Origin of the sequence: Psychrobacter sp. T6-5, assembly GCF_052258485.2 — a bacterium.
GTDB lineage: Bacteria > Pseudomonadota > Gammaproteobacteria > Pseudomonadales > Moraxellaceae > Psychrobacter.
In genome coordinates this window covers 1,528,872-1,544,992 of sequence record NZ_JBQQEY020000001.1, presented here as the reverse complement: position 1 = coordinate 1,544,992, position 16,121 = coordinate 1,528,872, and the positions used below count along the sequence as shown (strand labels likewise).

The window sequence follows — 16,121 nt, the reverse complement described above, 5'->3', positions numbered from 1 at the left end:
AAATCGCACATAGTTAGCATCCCTGCTAAATTTTGGACATGAAAAAACCCAATATGGAAAATCACATATTGGGCAAATTGTAGACGTAAAAAAAGCCCAACTCTTGGTAGGCTTTCACATTGTTTTTTAATTTTTCAAACTAATAAATATATGGCTAGAAAGTAAATTTACGATCTATACCAGCAAAAAGAGTTTGGGCATCTTCTTCAGGAATCTCGCTAATTGCTAAGATATCGATCGTCCTTGGAGTGGGCCGAAGTGAATTTCTAACATTATATCTGATCTTTCTCATATCGGGTAATGTCGTATTTTCTGGTATGACATAATGATAGTTTTTTATATGATTCTCGCCATTAAGGGGAATCATAACACTCAGCAAAAAGTGACGCTCTTTTGAATCTGACATATAAACTCCATAGTTAAATGCATTCAATATATTGATGGAGGCTATACAACATTTGTCAATGTTTCAGGTACAAAAAAGGCGCTTAAGATTAACTAAGCGCCTGAATCAGATTGGCATCACTTACAATTGCCAGTGTGAGAAATATAGCATCAACTGTCGGCAAGGGTCAAGTATTAAAACTATCTTGGAAATATTGGCAGTGTTTGGTTACTAGAAATCATCTAAGGGAAAGTCTATATCAACTATTTTCCAGCTTAATCCATCACGATGTAGCATAACCTTTATAGTTTTATCAACTTCCGGTTTGCCAAGGTTAACATGGAAGTCGCTGAAGGAATCGTAACCAGTTTCATATACTAAATCGTCAGATTCGTTTGATTCTTCTTGTGTAGTAGCTTCTGTAGAATTCTGATCCTTTTTCTCTGCCATTAGAGCTGCTATTCCTTCTGGCGTAATGAGACCATCAACTAGCGGATCTATCATTGCTGTAGCAAACATTGAGCCTAGCGCTTCAAAACCATTGTTATTATCTTCAAGGACCATCTCTTTAGCAATCTTGGCTTTGAACTGTTCTTTAACTCCTTGCTTTACACTTGGGAAATCAACGTAACTAGAAAGCTTTTCGGCATCTTGTTCTTGAACTGCGTTTTTTATACCATTTAATGCTAAATAAGGTGATGCATATAGATAGCCAGCTATCAGGACCAGTAAACTAGCAATTAAAATAGGTACTTTTTTCACAGACAATTCCTTAACATAAAAAAACATTACTTTAACATAGTTATAGTCAACTATAGTCATGTTTTTATTATTCCATGGTCATTAATCATTTAACTCATATCTATAGTTAGCCACATCTTGATTAATAAAGCTCATTAGGTAGTCAATATCATGCAGCATTCTCTCTTGATACTTGGACCATATCTGACTGTACGAGCTCGCTGACATATCGATACCGCTAAAGAGTAAACGGCCCTCAACTGAATACAGTGGCCACAAGTTATATAACTCAAAATGCAGTGTCATGCGTGCCATCTTATACGCCAGCTCATTAAGCGTGTATTTAGACTTGGGTGCGCCTCTGTCGTCCTCTAAGCAGTATTTAATCATGTTAGCTGCTAAATGATTAACCACGTCATCAAACGACTCTGACCAGTCATACAGCTCATTGTCACCCCATACTAAGAGAGAAGCTAATGCCTTGCCTGTTTTGCTCTTGATCAACCCAATAGCCGCGGCTTTGTCTTCCCAATTAACCTCAGGAGGCAAACCGCCTTGGCCAATATCAAACTTAACCGTCTTGGCACCCATGCCCTGCTTTAACCAATCACCATCCTGCAACTCTAATCGCGGGCTTGTGGCAAATCGTTGACTCAGTATTTTATCCATTTATTCTCAACCTCAATTTATCAGTAATCATGTGAATTGACATCATTGTCAGCGGTTTGCTAATCACGGCTGCACCTATACTTTTCTATACGTTAGAAATCCCGAATATCCCAACCACCGCCATTCCTTTTGGTCTGCTTCATGATTGCAATGAACTTGAAAGGAAACTTATCAGCAGCGACTTTGATTTTCACAAGTGCATCATCAGTCCACTGGCCTTTCACTTCATGTATCTCCAATTGACCATCTGAGCGCATCACTAAGAAATCAGGTTTGTAGAATGTGTTATCTGCTAGCCGTAGGTTGATACCGTCAAAAGAGTAATAAGAGATCTCACCTGCTCGCCGCTGCATCTCCAAATGATGGGCATAGGCTTTCTCAGTGTTGTTCATCTTCCCTGTTTTCATGCGACCTAGTGCTTGTATGTTTTTGTTCATCACTCACCATCCTTTAAACTAATATCACCATATTCATGATCAATTGCTTGGCCTTGTTCGTCCCACTGGGCATAGTCGTCATGGAACGGATCCCCAGCAACCACTCTTAATTTCCCCGTCCATCCCTGATAAACACCTGTTTTTGGTCGATAGGCTTTTTGCAGATAGATGACCTTGGTGTCCTTTGTGGTTTTCATAACCCTTTCACTCGTCTATGACAGTCCAGCCTGACTCATCACCAAGAAATGCCTTGTAGTCAGCCTCGCTCATCTCGTAGAAATTCAGCACCTCAATCCTGTCTGCAATGCCCCACGCTTTTTTGGCTGTGTCCATAACTTCATCTAGTGCTGGCATGTCGGGCTGCTCGAATAAAAATGTTTCATTAATGAATCTAGGCCATACATGCTCAGGTGCACTTGAGCGCGGCATATCTAGCTTGATAAAAGCGACAAAATAGCGGTCTGGGTGAGCTGTTTTATATTCAGCATCGGCTATCTCTTTTTCCATCTTCTGTCTGTCTAGCCACTGCTCAAATTTCCAAGCGCCACGCATACCTATATCGCTCATAGCGTTCTCACTCGACTGGTCAGCATACGATAGCTGGGCCATACGCAAGCAACCTCCACCATGTTCTGTTTCAAACGGTCTGCTGCCCTATCACCCATGTGCTTATAGAACTCTTCTGAGGTCATGTTTGTGGTGATAATTGTTGGCAAGCATAATTGATAGCGTCTATCGATGATTGCTGATAATCGCTCACGATCTTTGTTGGCAGCTTTATCACTGAATCCAGTATCAGCTTCGCCCACTTCATCAATGATGAGAACAGTAGAACGGCTCAGACGCTCAAGATAAGCCACATCAGTGTCACCACTAGCTTTATCCCAAGTGGCTTTTATCTCCTGCTGTAGCTGTCCTGAGCGTTTAAATGCGACGGTCATTTGTGCGTAGTAACGCTGACGTACAATCTCATTAGCAATCAAACAAGCAAGCTTGGTTTTGCCTGTACCTGTATTACCTGTAAGCAAAATATTAGCGTGGCCTTTGCTGTAGTTTGCTGCATACTCTTTGGCGAAACTCACGATATTGGCTATACGCGTACGCGTTTGATCATTGCCCATCATTGCCCAATTGCTAAAATCAGCGTTGATATGCTCACTTGGGATATCAAGACTGGCGAGTAAATCAGTTTTAAGATTTTGTAACTTACTTTGATAAGCATCACGCTCCCAAACACACTTTTGGCACTGGACATTACCAGCGTTGGCAACAGCTTCTGTGACCCACCATTTTTGCTTACCGTGTACTGGGCACGCAGTCTCAACCGATACGGTGTTGAAGGTTGGTAGACGGCTCATGATGTTATCTAGTGCGTTATGACGACCAGCTGTATGTGCTTCATCGAGTAATTCAGGCCTAGGGTTTCTGAGTGACGCATTTTCGTATGCTGTATTCATGATTATTTACCCGTAGTAGTGATTGTTATTGTTGTTAACAGAGACACTGCTATCCGCTTCGCCTGACATCCAACGTTGCTTCTCTTCGTCTGTCATCTGCGTAGGTACATCCCATTTCGCGTTGACTGCAAGAGGATCAGGTGTGGTACGTATTTTGTTAGCTGGTGATTGGCTGGCTTGTTGTATGCGCGTTTTTGGCTGATATACATCTGTCCAACCTTCAACGATTGATTTGTTCATTGACTGATGAATATCCAAACCAGCGTTGTGCCATTCGGTCAGTTTGTCGACTAGAAGTTTGCAAGCGTATTCAGTTGCAGGTTTTTTCTTGTTATTACGCATTTCGTTGTATGCAATCCAAACTTCCTTCTGGATAAAGTCAGGGATTGGATATTCGTTAGCTGTGAAGGTAGGTTTTTTCTTCGTAGCAGGTTTGGTTTTTGCTTGAGGTTTTTTCTTCGTGTCACTATCAGATTTTGTTGACTGAGAAACAGAAAGCTTTTTTTGCGCCTTTATCTTTTTAGTGTAGAAGTCTAGTGTAAAAGGTATAGTGTGTAGGTCAATTTGACCGGACTTGCTGGACAAAATGACCGGACTTGCAGACAAATTGACCGCATAAGAGGACAAAATGACCGGACTTGAATTTGTTAAGTCAGGACTATTTGACCGGACTTTGACGGTTTTCTTGCTTCCTAAATTGGCAACTAACGCAGTTATCTTTTCTAAATTTATTGAATATTCATACATGCGATTAAAACTAGGAATGGTGTTTATCACCCCTAATTCCTCCAATTTTTCAACTGCGCGCTGTATGGTTTTTTCACTTAACCCGGTACCGTATCTTTCGTCATTTTTGAATTGAGAATAAGACAGAGTGTCTTTACCTTTCTGCCAACCACCAGTCTTTGCCCAAATAAATTGAAGGCAAGCGTAAGCGCTAGCATTCTTCAATACTTGTTGCATCTGTAAGATTGGAGTGGGCACTCTCAGGTAGTCGCTCATTAAAATCTCTTGCATGTCTGTATCTAACATAGTTATACTCCAGTCTCTAACTATTCATACTTTAGTGGTTAGTAGGTAAACCCTGATCAGTTGCACCTGATTAGGGTTTTTTATTGCCTTGATTATTTTGCAAGTGCGGATTGTCCTTGGCATGCTTACGCTTGACGTGGTTCCTGAGCGACTGCAGCGAGGACATCGCTTTCTGTATTTTCGGCATTAGACTCTCAAGCTCATTGCAGCTTATGCGTCCATCCTCCAATGCTTTATGCATTTCTGTCATGACATCGCCTTGGCATGCAGATGCTGACAATGCCGTCATGATCAACTCATCTTTGGTCGCTTCCCCATTCACTTCACAGTAAACCCCACCTAATCGGCTGGCCATCGCTTGGATGATTGAATGATCACCAGTGAATTCCATGATCGTCAACGCCTCATCTAGTCTCAGATGATGAGTATCGCAATTAGGATTAACCTTGCTGTTCAGTACATTGCTAGACATACCCATTCGTGCGGCGATTGCTGTTGATCCGCCATGCTGAGTGTTGTGCACTGTCTTGTGTGCTGCATCTATTACGTCCATCGTGTTGTACCTGTCTATAAAAACGTTTTGTTAAGCCCTATATTTTTGTATCTTTTGATATAGGGTTAGGCTGGTTCTGGTTCGATCTGCTGTTGTCTCTGAATAATTTCTTCGATTTGATACTTACGCAGTTCAGGAATCTTTTCATCGTTCCATTGGGAAACAGCAGAATGTTTAATGCCAAGCATACGAGCAAGTTCATTGACAGAGCCGTCAGCAACTTTGAGCGCGTCCTCTTTAGTCATAATAGTTACCTCGGTTGTTAATAAAGTAAGTTAAGTTACCTATTAAAGCACAGAAAACTTACCTTATCAAGTGGTAAGATAACTTACCTATAAGAAAGGAAAAAATATGGATACTTTAGGTCAGCGAATATTAAAACTGAGAAAAGAAAAAAAACTTGCACGTGATGCACTTGGTACAAAAATAGGTGTCTCAAAGACATCAATAAAGAATTGGGAGGATGATGAAAACCCACCAAAACTTGAGCATCTTCAAGCAATGGCCAACTACTTTGGTTGCAGTGTTGAGTATCTAACTCATGGCACAGGCAATGGTGATAACTTCAAAAAGATCCAAGAAAAACCAATTAGGCGTGCGCCAGTATTGAACTTTGTCCAAGCAGGGTCTTTTTGCGAATATCATGACGATGCAATATCAGACGAATCTGAGCCAGTTATAGGTAGCGCTGGCGTCAACGTGTATTGGATAAGACTGGAAGGCAATAGCATGGAGCCTGATTTTGAATCTGGGGAGCTAGTGCTGATTGATCCAGACATTCAGCCAAACCCTGCTGACTATGTTATTGCTTTACGTAAAGGTGAGAAGGCCGTAACTTTTAAAAAATGGCGTCCTCGTGGTTTTGACGAAGCTACTGGTGAGGAATATTCTCAACTAATCCCTTCGAATCCAGACTTTCCTATTATTGATAGTCGCTTTACTCCTTTTTCAATTTGTGGCGTAGCAGTGCAGCGGAATCAGGTATTGAGAAAATAATGAAGCCATTTGAATATTATTGGATATGCCACTTTATTAAATACGCTACAATAGTCGACACACTGCCATTAGGTTGGTGCGTGTATCGTGAAGCAATAGACTTTGAATAACACAGGGATGTGATTATGAAAAGAAAGCTAATATTGATCTTTATTTCATTATTACCAATATTGGCTTGTAGTCATGACTCTAATAGTGAGCCTAAATACGGTGAGACGGCCTTACCTAGTAACTGCCGCTCATACATTCAAGTTAGCGTAGACGCGTGGCGTGCTGGCGAATATGATGCAGAGGAAACCATGAATGCAATAGAAAGAAACTGTGGAATATATGGCAGTTTGTGGGATGAATGACAACGCTTATATCTCAGTAAATCTAGCAAGCGATTAATACTTGAATAATTCACAGAAAAGGACTTCACTCATGAAAAGATTGATACTAGCCGCGGCACTATCTGTGTTCGCTTTGTCGTCCAATGCTGGCGTTACTACGATAGACAATCCATTTCAAAGCAATACGGTTTTGAAGGAATCTGTCGAAGTGGATCACCCTCTATTCGCTAAGGGTGATGGTGGTGCACAATGCAAAGGCCTACCTAGCACCTGCGGCCAAATGGCTAATTGTGAGCAAGCTAAGCAGGCATTGAAGTGTGGTAACAAACGACTAGATAGAGACAAAGACGGAGTTCCATGCGAGTCAATATGTCCAGGTGGTTAATCAGTATAGCTGCATTATCGTTATTTGCATGCTCTCCTTCTCAAGATGATAGCTACGCTCGTCAATTTGTTTCTGGTAGTGTTACGATGCATGAAGCTTTCTGGCCCGTTGATCATGATACGCCCTACCCATTCACTACAGATGGTGAGATATCATGTGTCTATTATCCAGAGTTTGGCATTGAAGTGTATTTTCAACCTTTCGGCTATATCGAAGACTCTTCTATTGGTACGCCGCTTAATAAGGCGGCTGCAGAGTCTCTGAAGAAAGACCGTCTGACCCCAAACGTGCCTTACAGTATTAAGAAGGGTGCTGATTTGAGTGAGGCTATAGAGGTTGGTTTGAAGGCGTGTAATGAAGTATATGGATAGGTTTACATATCCGCCTAATAATAAGTGATTATGGGAATTAAACGTATGAGTAATTTAAGGGTTATAATATGGCAACTGTAGATTTTTACAAGATTTATATACCAAAGGAGAAAGAAGCTCAGCTTCCTAGTAGCTTCGTTTCTATAGAGCAATGCTTTAAGCAGTTGATTGCAAATACAAAAACTTTTATAGATGATTATGAACGAGATTTTTATAACTTCAAGGCTTTAAAAAATAATCATATTGGTGGTATTTTTCGAAAAGTTCGTACAGGAGAACCTATCACTGTAGGAAAAACTGGAACCAAAGGAAGAGATATTAAACTAAATGCTGATGAAGGAAAGTTTGAAACTAATCATTTAGTTTATTTTGCTGATAAGGATATTATTGCTTATATTCGAAACCAACATGGCAATCATTATAAACGTCTCGAAAAGTGCTTGCGCGATGCATTTGGGTCACCTGTATGCCTTACTCAGATATTGTCAAAAGGGTCTATTGATAGTATATTAGAATATCGTAGCGTCGTTAAAATTGACGTTGCATTTCCAGTAAAATCTACCGTGATAAACAGTCATAATAGTAATGACTGGGGCGCCGCTACTCTTGATAGTCTATTAGGGTCTGGAGCAGACACTATTTCATTTCAAGCTAATATCAACCTTAATAAAAAGCAACATGGCACTATTAAGAACGCTAAATCAGTCTTAAAAAATGCTCTTTCTAGTGGCGCAGTAAAGGCTAAGATTTTAGTTGAGGATTTAGATGGAGAGCGCGAACCTATCGATCTAATAGCAGATAAAATTAAGTACCAAGATGACGGGTACAATTACGCAAAAGAAAATCTACCTGATAAGGATGTTTACGACTTCCTTGTTAAAGCGTATTTAGGTAAATTAGATGAAATCAATGAAGTTTTTTAGACATTTCATAATACTCATAATCATTGCCTTGGTTATTTCATGTTTATACTTTTATTTCCTAGATCCCCTTTTAAACATACCAACTACACTTATTATAGATATATCTAAAGTTCTTGCTTCACTATATGCTACGCTGCTTGGCTTCCTTTTCACTATGTTAGCTATTATAGCTTCTGTAATAAACAGCACTTTTATGAAAGCCTTAATTGAGACCGGTCATTATGACAACTTGATTAACAGTAGTATCATATTAGCTACTCTCTACTTTGTAGCTATTATTTGTTTAATGGCTGCTTTATTTGACTCTTCATTTCAAATTTATATATTTGTATATGTTCTATCTATATCTACACTTATTGTGTTTTCTTCTATTCGAACTGCTTTTAAATTTTTTCAAGTACTAAAGTATTTAGGAAGGTAGTGAACAAGGCATTACAACTAGAAACCATTCAATAGCCCACCCCACGGTGGGTTTTTTCTTATCTATCACCTGTAGCTCTTATCACTCCAGTACACATTAGTCTTTATAAGAGAAACTTTTCTATATAAAATTCCGAATAAGGAAATATGTAGGTAGTAGCTCATATATTGAGAATAATTATTACTTTACTATAACGAATCCACACCTTCTTTCATTAAACCACTAAAAAACAAACCCTTAAGTTCTATCAATACAAAAAAACCAGTAAAGTCTATTGCTATAGGAAACTTTTTTAGCTATTATTCCGAATAACGAAACTTTACTGGAATTTTTCTTATGGTAGATTTAGAGCATGTTAAAGAACAACTTTTGAAAGCAATTCACCATGAAATTCCTATAGAGATAATATTGGATTATCATGACACCTTATATGCAAAGCTTGATGCAGTAAGTCGCTATGTACTCCAAGAGCTGTCTCACCCTAACATTAAAGGACCTGCAACAGGTCAAAATGAACACTTTGCTATCCAACAAGCTACTTGCGATGTATTCGACAATACTACTATCAAATATAACTTGGTAGAAACTGAAGCTAAAGGTGCATTTTTTCCACTAATTGAGTTGGAAGGAATAGCACTACTACCAAAACGTTCAGTGACTCGTCAAGAGTGGAGGAAAGCAAAATATATGAGGGACCTTGCTAAACAGAATCAAAACGAAAACTTGCATTTCAAGCAAGACGATCTGTTTACACCTAATACTACAATGACTACGGATAATTATAGTAATTATATAACAAGTAAAATCCTAGTTATTGTAGACATCTGTTTTCTAGATACGCTCTATATAAAGTTCATTGTTCCTAGCAGCGACTTAAAAGATATTCACTTAACTGTATCTCTAGAAGATGTCATAAGTGATATTGAAACAGTATCTGATACTAAAGATACTGAACCTAATCCAACATCAAAACTGAAAAAATCACTACTTGAGCTCGACAAGATAGTTAAGAATGCGTAATGCAGTAAGTAGTAAAACGGGGGTAATCATGATGCAGCAATTTAATCCAAATCGCTTAATTGAGGCAAGAAAAGCAAGAGGTTTGACTCAGGAGGGATTAGGTGAAATGATTGAAAAATCTAAAAGTACTATATGTAAATGGGAGATTGGAAGTAGCCATCCTGATGCAGAAACAATTATCAAACTATCGGAAGTACTAAGTTTACCAGTAAAGTGGTTTGCACTAAAAACTCTACAAACTGAAGATAAAGTATACCAATTTCGCTCTAATGCAACTGCCACTAAAACTTTGAGAGCAGTTGTAGAATCTCGGCTTAATTGGCTTAAAGAAATAAGTTTTTCACTTGAAGAGTGGGTCGATTATCCAGAAGTTAATCTTATTCCATCCCCTACCAGATCCCAAGCATTGAATCTGACTGATGACGATATCGAACAGTACGCAAACAAGTTACGCCTATTATGGAAGCTCGGAGATAGGCCCATTAAAAACTTAATTGCAACTATCGAGTCTAACGGTATTATTGTTGCCAAAGAACACATTGGTCATCAAGGTATGGATGGTGTTTCAACATGGATTGATCGTCCATTCATTTGGGTAGCAGAAGATAAAAGTAATTTTTTTAGAGGTCGATTTGATATTGCACATGAATTAGGCCATATTGTATTGCATAAAAACCTTAATAAAGACGACTGCCTAAAAACTACTAATCGTTATAAAGAGGTTGAGAGACAAGCGCACTTGTTTGCTACACATTTCCTAGCTCCGAGGCGAGCTTTATCCTTATCGTTTAGGAGCATAACATTAGATAACTTGTTACTTGAGAAAAAACGTTGGGGTATGTCAGTTGCAGCGTTGATTATGCAATATCATAATTTAGGTATAGTTTCAGATGACTATAAAGTAAGATTATTTAAGAATTACAGCTATCGTAAGTGGAGAAAGAGTGAGCCTTTTGATGACACAACACCAGCAGAATATCCGAAATTAATGAGGAACACTATAGAGTTACTTCTTAATGAAGGAGGCTTTGATAAAGCAGATCTGATTGAAAGGACTTTTTACAGTGATATTGAATTGGAGAAACTCTGTGCTTTACCAAAAGGATTCTTTAGTAATGAGAAAATTATCAACAAACCACGTTTACGTATATTATAAATAAGACTGACCACGATACTATTAACCGCCTTAATGGCAGTTTTTTATTGCCTATTCACTATGAAACCCACTGATATAGTGGGTTTTTTATTGCATATTAGCTTATCAAGCCCTAGCTAGTACACACCTTCTTAGACTGGCTAATCTTGCCATTCTTACAGACAAACTTACCATCTTTGCAATGCGACACACCGCCCATGCTTTTTGAGCAAGGGTAGTTCTGAGCATTCGCCTGTACTACTGGCGCCATCATTAACATAGATACGAAAAACGCTGATAATAGCTTCATAGCAATAGCCTTAATAGGTAGATAACGTGAGCTTAGAATGTATCACCGCCCTATTCTATTAGCAATAATTATCTTACTTATGTTTATTTCTTAAATTATCATAGCCTCTCGTGTCAATGCAGCTATCTTAATTGGTACTGCGTATTTCCAAGGCATGCCACCTTCACAATAGAATTGCCCATCTTTAAAAGCTACAATGCGAGACGTGAAGTCATTACCGACTTGATCTTCCATAGCATTTTCATCGCTCTCATCACTCACAGCACACCATATTTCTTTATGGCCATTTCTGAGCATTGCACGAGCTAAATCACTACCTACTATTAACGTATCCATATCTCTAACTCCTAATCACTGACAATGTTCGTTAAGCCAAACAAATGCGATTATAGAAGCAATTAATTGACCGCCCCTGAAACTTTAGAAGTTTCAATCTGGCAATCAAGATAATGCAATATATGTGCCTAAATTTTATATGAATATTGTTATTTATAGACCTACGTCTTCCTGAGTGAGCTCACACTTTTTAATTGGTACAGCATGACGCCATGAATTACCTTGCCTACAGACAAAACCATCATCAAAAGACACAATAGGCACTAACAGCTCGTAATAGCCACTCTCAACTGTTTCCATAGCATGCTTATCACTAATATTACTGACAGCACACCATACCATTCTATCGCCACGCTCCAACATAGCCTGAGTTAAATCGCTACCTTTTAGTTCAATAATCATTGCTAAGCCTTATGGTTTATTAAATCGAATCGACACTTTATAGATAAATTCATTTTTTGTAATATAAGTTTTTAAACTTGGAAGTTTTAGATAGAGGCATTGAGGCTATGGCCGCTATCAAGCAGTTTTTTGTGCTTACATAAGTAAGAAAACTTACTTTCTTTCTTGACATAAAAAGTAAGTTAAGTTACCTTATGTGCATGGCAACGAAGAAAACTAGCCTAGATTATCTGGCAACACCAAATTTTAGGCAATAAAAAGCCCCTTCTCGACTCGACATCAAAAGGGGCTTTACTCAACAAGGAGTGAAAGGATTATGGCACAACATCTCGCACTACTCAACCAAATAAAGTCAGGCGGTGCACATATCGCTGCAGGACTGGCAGCAGGTATGTCGCTTGTAGTAGTCGGCAACATCACTGGCTGCAACAGCTACCTGCTCAGCCAAGCCGACCAAGACATAGCGACATCAACGCTTGAGCCGCGCATGAGTTCAATCGATAGCCCTGAGCTAATAGAGTTCAGAAAGCAGAACGCTTACGCCAATCAAAAACTCGCTGAAATGCGCTTATACGCTGCTGGAGGCAACCAATGAACTTACATATCAAACTAAACCTGAACTCAGTGCGTAAATTTCCTGATGGTACGTTTGGCGCTCAGGTGATCACATCAGATGCAGATGACAACCAAGCATTCTATGCATGCAAAGTTAAGCGCATTGCTCCATATGAGGTAGAGCTTGATCGCAGCAATGTTCATGAGTTCATCGCTGGCCGCTGGCAGACTGCTACCGTTAATGATGCATTGGCCAAAAAGCTGACAGGTTCAATGCGTAGCTTTGTATCGTCATATGCTCACCTATTTACCAAAGACGTCTCTGAAGGCAGAGACGGTAAACAGTTCGCAATGTGGACTGATGCAGTTGTCGCTATCGCTCATAGCTGTGGCAAACACAAATTGAAAGTAGACGACAAAATCTTTGAATCCAAAGATGCTATCTCTCTTTTGGGTAACGGTCAGAGTGTCGTTGAATATCGCCTAATCGGAGACCCACTACGTATCCTGAGTCTTAATTTAGCTGACGAACCATACATAGCCAAGCGTCTACAAAAACAGTTTGATGTTGCTAAGAAAAAATACATGGCTGGTAGAAACAGCAGACCAATTGGCGGTATGTCCTGGGCAGCAAATCAAAATGATCGTAAAGCGTTCGGTAAGTCTCGTTACAACCACCGCGAACTGGGGAGGAGCCGAGCATGAATACTCTCAGACACAGAACAGCGATGGCGATACTCGCAAGGCTTGGCACTCAGTCACTTGTACCAATCAGGGCAAGCGATCTTCAAACCAAGCCAGTACCAACTTACAACCATGGCCAAAAACCTATCATATTTTTTGATCCTACTGATGCAGAGCTTGATGCAGTTTACAGTGGCAAGCTCTCAGGTAGCGGCAAGTTAGGAGGTATCAAGTAATGTCACTTACTATTATTAAATCAACTGATCCGCTGACCATAAACAATATCATCATGCTCATTTATGGTGATCCTGGTATATGGAAAACATCGTTAGCATTCACGGCAAAACGCCCTATTCTCTTTGACTTTGACAAAGGTGGTCATAGAGCACCTAATCGCAAAGACTTAGTGCCTGTCAATGAGTGGTATGAGGTTGCCAACTTATCGCCGCATGATCTAAAGGATTACGACACTATTATTATTGATACTGCTGGTCGCGCTTTAGATGTAATAACTGATAGCTTAAAGAATGATAAAAACAATACAAGAAGAGACGGACAGTTATCGCAACAAGGCTACGGTAAGTTAGGCGGTATTTTCACAGATTGGCTCAAAACACTGCGTTGTATGGGTAAAGATATCGTACTACTCGCCCATACAGCTGAGGATAAGGACGGTGATGATATCATCAAGCGCCCTGATATGGTTGGCGGTAGTAAACGAGAGGCTTATAAAATCGCGGATATGATGGCCTACATGACCAAGGAACATAGTCGAGGCGGTACTGTTCGAGTGCTCAACTTTGTTTCTCAGCCCTCATTTTTGGCTAAGGACAGCGGTGGTATGGGCAACATCATAGTTGCACCAGTAATAGATAATCCAAACCAATTGGGTAATATCATTCAAGCAACAAAGGACCATATTAATGGCTTTTCCGAGGCTCAGACTAAAGCCTACCAAGACCTTGATAGTTTGCGCACCAGTCTCATGAATGCCGAAAACGCAGATAGTTTTAATAAGCTCATTGCCACTCTGGATAAAAACCACATGCTTTATAAGCAGATGCGCCAAGATATATGGAATGCTGCAAAGCCAATAGCATCGGTTGAGTTCGATGAAGCGAATAAGTGTTTTGTTGATATTAACAATTTTGAGCCAGCAGATGATCAGGCTAACAAATCTGAGGTGACAGTATGACAACACATACAGAAGAAGAAATGGAAGCTCTAGCCGCTGAGCTGCTAGAAGTTGATTTAGAATTGCCGATCGTGTGTCCTACGTGCGGCGCTGAGATGGAGAATAAACATGGCCACAATTGAAACTGACATCGATGTCGAAGCGCTCAAAAAGTCTGGTAAACGTGGTCGTGAGCTCGTTACCTTTGCTTTTAAAGAGTTAAATTACGATGGCGAAAAGCTTTTACATACCGCCATCTACGCAGGTGCACCGCATGTGAATCATATCTATGCCGCTAGTATGCTTGGTTATAGCGCAGCCACATTGCGTAACTGGTCCAGTCAAAGTAATGGGCCTATACAACCAAAGCGTATCAATGGCACACCTTACTGGCGTATGCGTGACATACGAAACTTGTTAGACCTTTAATCATAAAGATGGTCGGTATTTATACCGGCCTCTTTTAGTATGAATTGCTCAATCCTCCCATGCCACATCCTCAACAAATCAATCGGCCGGTCAACGTAGTGCTTCTCATCAATTGCGCTAGGACGATGGCCCATAACCTGATTCACAATCCCCCGCGGTACATCTACCCACTCAGATAATGTTCTGAATGATTTACGCATGGCTTTTGGCGGCAGGCTTGGTAACCCACTCTCTACAAGCAACGTCCGGTATTTCTTAGTGATATCGATATACCCTTCCTGCTTTACCTTACTCCCAAAAACAAATTCATTCACACGCGGCAAACTCTGTATTGTTTGCTTGGTAAAAGGCGTCAGTGGTATTACGCGCTCCCACTGGTCAACCTTATCGACAATCTTAATCGTATTCCACTCAAAATCTATATCAGTCCATTTGAGCTGCAGCATTTCGCCCGGGCGAGATCCGTTCATCAACATGCAGATTAAAGCGGCCCGCTGTACCTCATCAATTTGGTCGACTACGCCAAACCAAGTTTCTAACTGCTGCTTTTGTAATGCGCCTTTATGAGCACGCACACTTTGCACAGACTTATTAACCTTGCGGCTGTTGTATGTTTTGTTAGGTATTAGCCCTGCATACTTGTCTGTATCCTCTGCCCAATTCGCACAAGCTTTGAACATACGAAAGTTTTTGGCCATTGTAGTAGCGCGTGTCTCATTCTCTTTACGAATCCAAGACTCTACAAAATCAGGCGTGAGCTCAGCAAGTGACACTTCCCATATATTACCAATTGGCTGAGGCATATAAGGCTTGTTTGTCAAATAAGGACGCGCCGCTTGATAATGATCATTAAGATAAGTCTTTGACCATTCAGATTTATGAGTGTTGATATAGTGCGTGAACAGTTCACCGAAGGTCAGCTGCTTGCGTACTTGCTCCCGCGCAAAGGCTTTATTTTTTGCTAGGTTGTCAGCTTTGGTGCGACTTGGATCAATGCCGGATGCTAACTGCTTACTAACCTCAGATGCTGCGTCGATAGCATCTTGCAAACTCATGATAGGAAATTTACCCAAAGTGATACGCTTAGGTGTGCCGGTACCGCCAACCCTACCCTGATAGATAAATGCTTTACTACCACCAGGTGAAATGCGTAAGCCCAGACCTGTAAACCTCACATCCCAGACGAAGTATTGTTTGTCCTGCGGATCTAACTTTTCAATTTTTGCAGTGGTTAGTTTGGCTTCCATGTGATTACTAATCTATTTTGTAAAAAGTAATCATATAGTAATCACATATGAAGTAAATTGCCATAAACTGAGTGATACTTTTTTGCAGTCAATCAACCTAAGTACCTGATATTACTTACATAACTTG

27 protein-coding genes are annotated in these 16,121 nt (G+C 40.1%); 13 read left to right on the top strand and 14 right to left on the bottom strand.

The window, feature by feature from the left end:
* Nucleotides 1–154 precede the first annotated feature (154 nt).
* The 10 genes from ACTXGK_RS21335 to ACTXGK_RS21290 all read right to left on the bottom strand — a co-directional run bounded on the left by ACTXGK_RS21335 (nt 155) and on the right by ACTXGK_RS21290 (nt 5,519).
* Nucleotides 155–406: a hypothetical protein gene (locus tag ACTXGK_RS21335; protein ID WP_443517094.1), complete on the bottom strand. Its 252-nt coding sequence runs from the start codon at nt 404–406 to the stop codon at nt 155–157.
* Between the two features lie 210 nt (nt 407–616).
* Complete coding sequence (locus ACTXGK_RS21330; RefSeq protein WP_443517096.1) at nt 617–1,207, bottom strand: DUF2939 domain-containing protein; 591 nt, start codon at nt 1,205–1,207, stop codon at nt 617–619.
* Between the two features lie 21 nt (nt 1,208–1,228).
* Complete coding sequence (locus ACTXGK_RS21325; protein WP_443517098.1) at nt 1,229–1,795, bottom strand: hypothetical protein; 567 nt, start codon at nt 1,793–1,795, stop codon at nt 1,229–1,231.
* A gap of 92 nt (nt 1,796–1,887) precedes the next feature.
* Nucleotides 1,888–2,232, bottom strand: coding sequence for a DUF1064 domain-containing protein (locus ACTXGK_RS21320; protein WP_443517100.1), 345 nt, complete (start codon nt 2,230–2,232; stop codon nt 1,888–1,890).
* A complete protein-coding gene (locus tag ACTXGK_RS21315; protein WP_443517102.1) occupies nt 2,232–2,429 on the bottom strand; it encodes a hypothetical protein in 198 nt (65 codons plus the stop codon). The genes ACTXGK_RS21320 and ACTXGK_RS21315 overlap by 1 nt, the downstream gene beginning before the upstream one ends.
* 7 nt (nt 2,430–2,436) lie before the next feature.
* Nucleotides 2,437–2,799, bottom strand: a complete 363-nt coding sequence (locus tag ACTXGK_RS21310) for a hypothetical protein (RefSeq protein WP_443517104.1) — start codon at nt 2,797–2,799, stop codon at nt 2,437–2,439.
* Complete coding sequence (locus ACTXGK_RS21305) at nt 2,796–3,689, bottom strand: ATP-binding protein (RefSeq protein WP_443517106.1); 894 nt, start codon at nt 3,687–3,689, stop codon at nt 2,796–2,798. Before ACTXGK_RS21305 ends, ACTXGK_RS21310 begins: the two co-directional genes overlap by 4 nt.
* Before the next feature lie 6 nt (nt 3,690–3,695).
* On the bottom strand, nt 3,696–4,721 hold the full coding sequence (locus tag ACTXGK_RS21300; RefSeq protein WP_443517108.1) for a phage replication initiator YdaU family protein: 1,026 nt from the start codon (nt 4,719–4,721) through the stop codon (nt 3,696–3,698).
* Between the two features lie 70 nt (nt 4,722–4,791).
* On the bottom strand, nt 4,792–5,274 hold the full coding sequence (locus ACTXGK_RS21295) for a phage regulatory CII family protein (RefSeq protein WP_443517109.1): 483 nt from the start codon (nt 5,272–5,274) through the stop codon (nt 4,792–4,794).
* A gap of 65 nt (nt 5,275–5,339) precedes the next feature.
* Complete coding sequence (locus tag ACTXGK_RS21290) at nt 5,340–5,519, bottom strand: Cro/CI family transcriptional regulator (protein ID WP_443517111.1); 180 nt, start codon at nt 5,517–5,519, stop codon at nt 5,340–5,342.
* Between the two features lie 106 nt (nt 5,520–5,625).
* Between ACTXGK_RS21290 and ACTXGK_RS21285 the strand changes: the two genes are divergently transcribed.
* The 7 genes from ACTXGK_RS21285 (at nt 5,626) to ACTXGK_RS21255 (ending at nt 10,878) form a co-directional block, all read left to right on the top strand.
* Nucleotides 5,626–6,270, top strand: a complete 645-nt coding sequence (locus tag ACTXGK_RS21285; protein WP_443517112.1) for a LexA family protein — start codon at nt 5,626–5,628, stop codon at nt 6,268–6,270.
* A gap of 125 nt (nt 6,271–6,395) precedes the next feature.
* The gene (locus ACTXGK_RS21280) at nt 6,396–6,623 is read left to right on the top strand and encodes a kynureninase (RefSeq protein ID WP_443517113.1); all 228 of its coding nucleotides are present in this window, start codon (nt 6,396–6,398) and stop codon (nt 6,621–6,623) included.
* Between the two features lie 70 nt (nt 6,624–6,693).
* Complete coding sequence (locus ACTXGK_RS21275; protein ID WP_443517115.1) at nt 6,694–6,987, top strand: excalibur calcium-binding domain-containing protein; 294 nt, start codon at nt 6,694–6,696, stop codon at nt 6,985–6,987.
* Nucleotides 6,972–7,358: a hypothetical protein gene (locus ACTXGK_RS21270; RefSeq protein WP_443517117.1), complete on the top strand. Its 387-nt coding sequence runs from the start codon at nt 6,972–6,974 to the stop codon at nt 7,356–7,358. The genes ACTXGK_RS21275 and ACTXGK_RS21270 overlap by 16 nt, the downstream gene beginning before the upstream one ends.
* Nucleotides 7,359–7,426: 68 nt before the next feature.
* The gene (locus tag ACTXGK_RS21265; RefSeq protein WP_443517118.1) at nt 7,427–8,281 is read left to right on the top strand and encodes a hypothetical protein; all 855 of its coding nucleotides are present in this window, start codon (nt 7,427–7,429) and stop codon (nt 8,279–8,281) included.
* A gap of 757 nt (nt 8,282–9,038) precedes the next feature.
* On the top strand, nt 9,039–9,722 hold the full coding sequence (locus tag ACTXGK_RS21260) for a hypothetical protein (protein WP_443517120.1): 684 nt from the start codon (nt 9,039–9,041) through the stop codon (nt 9,720–9,722).
* 28 nt (nt 9,723–9,750) lie between these two features.
* Nucleotides 9,751–10,878 carry a helix-turn-helix domain-containing protein gene (locus ACTXGK_RS21255; RefSeq protein WP_443517121.1) on the top strand — a complete coding sequence of 376 codons (1,128 nt, stop codon included), beginning with the start codon at nt 9,751–9,753 and terminating at the stop codon, nt 10,876–10,878.
* A gap of 112 nt (nt 10,879–10,990) precedes the next feature.
* Here ACTXGK_RS21255 and ACTXGK_RS21250 read toward each other — a convergent pair whose 3' ends face one another.
* The 3 genes from ACTXGK_RS21250 to ACTXGK_RS21240 all read right to left on the bottom strand — a co-directional run bounded on the left by ACTXGK_RS21250 (nt 10,991) and on the right by ACTXGK_RS21240 (nt 11,905).
* Nucleotides 10,991–11,167: a YdcA family protein gene (locus ACTXGK_RS21250; RefSeq protein WP_443517123.1), complete on the bottom strand. Its 177-nt coding sequence runs from the start codon at nt 11,165–11,167 to the stop codon at nt 10,991–10,993.
* Between the two features lie 90 nt (nt 11,168–11,257).
* Nucleotides 11,258–11,503, bottom strand: coding sequence for a hypothetical protein (locus ACTXGK_RS21245; RefSeq protein WP_443517124.1), 246 nt, complete (start codon nt 11,501–11,503; stop codon nt 11,258–11,260).
* A 153-nt stretch (nt 11,504–11,656) separates the two neighbouring features.
* Nucleotides 11,657–11,905, bottom strand: a complete 249-nt coding sequence (locus tag ACTXGK_RS21240) for a hypothetical protein (protein ID WP_443517126.1) — start codon at nt 11,903–11,905, stop codon at nt 11,657–11,659.
* Between the two features lie 316 nt (nt 11,906–12,221).
* Between ACTXGK_RS21240 and ACTXGK_RS21235 the strand changes: the two genes are divergently transcribed.
* From ACTXGK_RS21235 to ACTXGK_RS21210, 6 genes are read left to right on the top strand one after another with little or no spacing between them, the layout of a single operon-like run.
* Nucleotides 12,222–12,500 carry a hypothetical protein gene (locus ACTXGK_RS21235; protein WP_443517128.1) on the top strand — a complete coding sequence of 93 codons (279 nt, stop codon included), beginning with the start codon at nt 12,222–12,224 and terminating at the stop codon, nt 12,498–12,500.
* Nucleotides 12,497–13,165 (top strand): hypothetical protein, encoded by a 669-nt coding sequence (locus ACTXGK_RS21230; protein ID WP_443517130.1) that lies wholly within the window; start codon nt 12,497–12,499, stop codon nt 13,163–13,165. The genes ACTXGK_RS21235 and ACTXGK_RS21230 overlap by 4 nt, the downstream gene beginning before the upstream one ends.
* Nucleotides 13,162–13,380: a hypothetical protein gene (locus ACTXGK_RS21225; RefSeq protein ID WP_443517132.1), complete on the top strand. Its 219-nt coding sequence runs from the start codon at nt 13,162–13,164 to the stop codon at nt 13,378–13,380. The genes ACTXGK_RS21230 and ACTXGK_RS21225 overlap by 4 nt, the downstream gene beginning before the upstream one ends.
* On the top strand, nt 13,380–14,339 hold the full coding sequence (locus ACTXGK_RS21220; protein ID WP_443517134.1) for an ATP-binding protein: 960 nt from the start codon (nt 13,380–13,382) through the stop codon (nt 14,337–14,339). The genes ACTXGK_RS21225 and ACTXGK_RS21220 overlap by 1 nt, the downstream gene beginning before the upstream one ends.
* Entirely contained in the window at nt 14,336–14,461 is a 126-nt protein-coding gene (locus tag ACTXGK_RS21215) for a hypothetical protein (RefSeq protein ID WP_443517136.1), read from the top strand. Before ACTXGK_RS21220 ends, ACTXGK_RS21215 begins: the two co-directional genes overlap by 4 nt.
* On the top strand, nt 14,448–14,747 hold the full coding sequence (locus tag ACTXGK_RS21210; RefSeq protein WP_058023895.1) for a hypothetical protein: 300 nt from the start codon (nt 14,448–14,450) through the stop codon (nt 14,745–14,747). The genes ACTXGK_RS21215 and ACTXGK_RS21210 overlap by 14 nt, the downstream gene beginning before the upstream one ends.
* Here the strand turns inward: ACTXGK_RS21210 and ACTXGK_RS21205 are convergent.
* Nucleotides 14,744–15,994, bottom strand: a complete 1,251-nt coding sequence (locus ACTXGK_RS21205) for a tyrosine-type recombinase/integrase (RefSeq protein WP_443517138.1) — start codon at nt 15,992–15,994, stop codon at nt 14,744–14,746. The genes ACTXGK_RS21210 and ACTXGK_RS21205 overlap by 4 nt on opposite strands.
* Nucleotides 15,995–16,121 lie beyond the last annotated feature (127 nt).